This is a genomic window from Corynebacterium sp. HMSC076C10, assembly GCF_001812455.1.
Classification (GTDB): domain Bacteria; phylum Actinomycetota; class Actinomycetes; order Mycobacteriales; family Mycobacteriaceae; genus Corynebacterium; species Corynebacterium jeikeium_D.
The window spans coordinates 1-4,118 of the sequence record NZ_KV809132.1 but is presented as its reverse complement, the minus strand read 5'-3'; the positions used below and the strand labels follow the sequence as shown (position 1 = coordinate 4,118).

5 protein-coding genes are annotated in these 4,118 nt (G+C 61.3%); 4 read left to right on the top strand and 1 reads right to left on the bottom strand.

Going from position 1 to position 4,118, the window contains the following annotated elements; all coding sequences use genetic code 11:
• Window positions 1–81: 81 nt before the first annotated feature.
• On the bottom strand, window positions 82–756 hold the full coding sequence (locus HMPREF2857_RS06590; RefSeq protein WP_049193703.1) for an O-methyltransferase: 675 nt from the start codon (window positions 754–756) through the stop codon (window positions 82–84).
• A 158-nt stretch (window positions 757–914) separates the two neighbouring features.
• Here HMPREF2857_RS06590 and sigE point away from each other — a divergent pair, with 158 nt between their 5' ends.
• The 4 genes from sigE to tatB all read left to right on the top strand — a co-directional run bounded on the left by sigE (window position 915) and on the right by tatB (window position 4,029).
• Window positions 915–1,568 (top strand): RNA polymerase sigma factor SigE, encoded by a 654-nt coding sequence (gene sigE / locus HMPREF2857_RS06585; protein ID WP_049171940.1) that lies wholly within the window; start codon window positions 915–917, stop codon window positions 1,566–1,568.
• Between the two features lie 51 nt (window positions 1,569–1,619).
• The gene (locus HMPREF2857_RS06580; RefSeq protein WP_053087264.1) at window positions 1,620–2,012 is read left to right on the top strand and encodes an anti-sigma factor family protein; all 393 of its coding nucleotides are present in this window, start codon (window positions 1,620–1,622) and stop codon (window positions 2,010–2,012) included.
• The gene (locus HMPREF2857_RS06575) at window positions 2,012–3,331 is read left to right on the top strand and encodes a S1C family serine protease (protein WP_070643235.1); all 1,320 of its coding nucleotides are present in this window, start codon (window positions 2,012–2,014) and stop codon (window positions 3,329–3,331) included. The genes HMPREF2857_RS06580 and HMPREF2857_RS06575 overlap by 1 nt, the downstream gene beginning before the upstream one ends.
• A 101-nt stretch (window positions 3,332–3,432) precedes the next feature.
• Window positions 3,433–4,029: a Sec-independent protein translocase protein TatB gene (gene tatB, locus HMPREF2857_RS06570; RefSeq protein ID WP_070603702.1), complete on the top strand. Its 597-nt coding sequence runs from the start codon at window positions 3,433–3,435 to the stop codon at window positions 4,027–4,029.
• Window positions 4,030–4,118: the final 89 nt, after the last annotated feature.

The following is a 4,118-nucleotide window of genomic DNA, read 5'->3' as shown; positions in this document are numbered from 1 at the left end:
ACCGGGCCATTTTTGTCATAAACGCAGTCAGTAAGTCGCAGTGGCCCGCCGCCAGCCAGCCGGCCGGCCAACAGTAGAAAGCTACTTCTTCACCAGTACAGTGGTGCCAGCTGCTAGGGGGAGGCGCATCACGTAAGCGTCGTCAAGCTGGAGCATGTATTCGTCGGCTTCGCGGGCAGCGACGGTGTCACGGTCAGTGCGTGACGAGTCAGCGACAGTGCCGTCGAGGAGCGCGCCGGTCAGGACGAGCGCGCCACCGGAGCGAAGCAGCGGCCAGGCCTTTTCCTGGGCGGCGCGGAGGATTGCCGGGGCGACGTCCAAGTAGACCAAGTCGTAGGAGTCGGCGGCCAGTCGATCCATGACCTCCAGTGGCTGCGAGGGCAGGAAGCGCTGTCGGTTGGGGCGGATGCCTGCGGCTCGGAAAGCGGACTTCGCCAGAGACTGGTGCTCGAGCTCCGGGTCGATGCAGGTGAGAACGCCGTCATCGCCGAGACCCGCGGCCAGGTGCAAACCGACGACGCCTGCCGCAGGCGATGCGATGACAGCGGCAGGGTGACCGTCGCGGCGGGCACTGGTCAGAGCCATGAGCGAGGTCAAAGCGGCGCCGGTCATCGTATCGGGGACGGCAACTCCGTATTCGCGAGCGCTCTCTCGGGCGCTTTCAAGGGCCTCGGAGACTACGGTCGTGTTGTTGACGTGCTGTGCAATAGCGTCACGTGCGGATAGCGGGGTAGCAGAAGAACTCGTTTCGGACACGCTTTATAGCGTAGGAAAAAACTTCGGGCAGGGCAGCGGGGCGCGCCGGTCAGTGCCGGACTAGGTGGGTAAACAAGCCTCAAATTTGTCTGGACTCTCAAACTATTTTCAGGGTAAGGTCACTACAAACCTAAGGTTGGTAAGGAACACTGAACCCCATGCCCGAACGAGTCAAGTCCGAACGAGTCAGCGGAGGCGCCAGCCGCGAGGACGCCGCGTCCGCTGACGTAACTGAGCAACTGTCCGGCACCGCGGCTTTTGACGCAGGTGTGGGGGAGATGCCGTCGTGGTCGGAACTTGTCCAGGCCCACGCGGATAGTGTTTACGGGCTCGCATATCGGTTGACTGGTAACCAGCAGGACGCGGAAGACCTGACGCAGGAGACATTCATGCGTGTGTTCCGCTCGCTGAAGTCATACCGTCCCGGCACTTTTGAAGGCTGGCTGCATCGGATTACCACTAACCTGTTTTTGGATATGGTCCGGCATCGGCAGGTCATCCGGATGGAGGCGTTGCCGGAGAACTACGACCGCGTCCCGGGTACGCTGAAGACCCCGGAGCAGGCCGTCGATGACGCGATGCTCGACCCGGATTTGGAAATCGCGCTGGCTGAGCTGCAGCCGGACTATCGCGCAGTGGTTGTCCTCTGTGATGTGGTGGGGCTGACCTACGAGGAAATTGCCAGCACCCTTGGGCTCAAGATGGGCACCGTACGTTCGCGCATTCACCGGGCACGTTCCAGTTTGCGGGCGACGTTGGAGCGCCTGGAGAAGGAACGACAGGAGCTGCCGGAGTCAGTCACCGCAGGCTAGATTTCCCGCACTCAATCCGCGGGAGCGGCTATTGTGGGGCTAGTTAAATAGGTGCGATTTCTGGAGGTGCTGCAGTCTGTGATTCAGCAGGGCGATGACAAGCGTTTTTTGTCAACGGAGCATCTCGGCACCGAGGCAATTGCCGCTTTTGTTGACGGCGAGTTGTCGGTCGTAGCTGAGCGTCGTGCACAGGCGCACTTGATGGCATGCCCGGAATGTCGCCGGGAGGTCGCGAAGCAGCGGCAGGCGGCCAAGCGTCTGCGTGATAGCGCGCCCTTGCACATTCCAGCTGAGCTGCGCGCTCGTATTGCTGATTTCGCAGGCAGTTGCGAGGACTCAGAGTCCCATCGGTCGGCGCGGCATCTCGCGCACCGTCCGCCGGAGTCGCTGAGCGCTGCGTTGGAGCAGATCGTTCGTGGTTTTCGTAAAGGTGGTAGTCACTAGTGGGCAAACATCGCTCTTTCGATGATTCCGCGTTTGCCCCGGACTCCGATCGTGCCGCCGCAACTGGCGGGTTACAGCGTGCTCCAGGGCAGAAGCTTGACGACGACACCAGTGCGACCGCCCAAGAGTATTCGCCGTGGCAGGATTCGTCGTCACGCATGACGACGGGGCGTCCAGCCCGCAAACCCGAAGCGAAAAAGAAGCCTCGCCCGAAGACGGCTCCCCGCGTCAGCGCGCGGGAAGTGATTTTTGGCCGCGAGGTGCCGTGGCGTGTGATTGCGGCGTCGTCGGCCGTGGTGCTGCTCATTGGCGGTGTTGGTGGCTTTGTTGGCGGTTGGGCTGGCAAGACTTTCCGCTCGGACTACCAGCGTGTGGAGCTGCAGCAGATCGAGGGGCGGCCGGGCAACGGTGATTTGACTGAGATCGGCAAGGTGGCGGAGGCTCTTCGTCCCGCGGTGGTGTCGATTGCGGTCAGTGCCGGTGAGGTCTCGGGCGTGGGCTCGGGGTTTGTCATTGATGGTGACGGTCATATTTTGACCAATAACCACGTCGTTTCGGCGGTGGCGGATCGGCAGGATATGCAGGTCTCCGTAACGTTTTGGGACGGCGGAAAGCTGAAAGAGGTGCCGGCCAAGATTATTGGCCGTGACCCGAAGACCGACCTCGCTGTAATTAAGGTCGAAGATGTTGCGGGGCTGACTGTGGCGCAACTTGGTGATTCCAACGCGGTTTCGGTCGGTGACACAGTGATTGCGATGGGCTCGCCGCAGGGGCTGGGCGGCACGGTGACCTCGGGAATTGTCTCCGCGCTTAATCGGCCGGTGCGCCTGGCCGCTGAAGGGACTGACACGGACGGCTACGCCGATGCGATTCAGACCGATGCCTCCATCAACCCGGGTAACTCGGGTGGTCCGCTGGTGGATATTCGCGGTGCCATTATCGGCATTAATACGGTGATTTTCAGTAGCTCGGGTGGCTCACAGGGGTTGGGCTTTGCGATTCCAATCAATTCAGCCGTTGCCATCGCTGAGCAGCTCATTGCCGGTGAGCAGCCGGTTCATCCTGGGATTGGCGTGACAGCGCGCACGGTTTCCAATGGCGCACTGACTGGTGCCGAGATTGCCAGCATCCTGCCGGGAGGTGTTGCCGACCGGGAAGGCCTGCAGGAAGGCGACGTGATTACGGCTGTGGGAGACCGCGCGGTATCGTCCGCAGATGAGCTCACGGTGGCGCTGTGGACTGTTGGGGCTGGTAATGAGGCGGTATTGAAGATCGTTCGTCACGGAGCCGAGCTGGAGGCGAAGATCACGCCGGAGTAGGGAGGCGCTGGTTTCGGCTGGTTTCTGCGGATTTCGCAGATTTGGTGGATTTGGCCGCGCAATGCTGCATGTGAGGTGCACTGTAACTAAGGTGGTATAACGTGTTTTCTAATGTTGGCTGGGGCGAGATTCTCGTCCTCTTTATCCTCGGACTAATTCTCATCGGACCTGAGCGGTTGCCGAAGGTAATTGAGGACGTCCGCGCATTGCTTCTGGCTGCGCGCACCGCAATCAATGACGCACGCGATAACCTCTCGGACGAGTTCGGTGAAGACTTCGACGATCTTCGCAAGCCGCTGCAGGAGCTCAACGATCTCCGTCGTCTCAACCCGAAGACCGCCATCACCAGGACGCTTTTCGACGGCGATGACACCTACCTGGACATGCTCTCCGGTAAGCCCGCAGCGGGTGGTGGCGGAACTGGTGCAGCCGGAGCTGCAGGAGCGGCAGGAGCGGCCGGGCCTGCGGGTCAGCAGTACCAGCAGTCCAATACGAACCAGCCAGTGCAGCCGGCTCCGTCGCAGCAGCCGCTCCCGCAGTCGGCTCAGCAGCCAGCCCAGCAGCCGGGAACGTGGCAGGATCCAGTTGCCCAGGCCCGCCAACAGCAAGCGCAACAAACACCACAGCAGCCGCAGCAACCGCAACAACCTCAGCAGCCCCGTGGGGTGCAGGCCTGGGTCGACGACGACAACCTATAGCGGTCGCAAACCGTTCCCGACCGCAAGTTACTGACTAGGTTTATGACACTTTGAGCAGGTAGGGTCAGGCGGTCATTGCATCATGGATA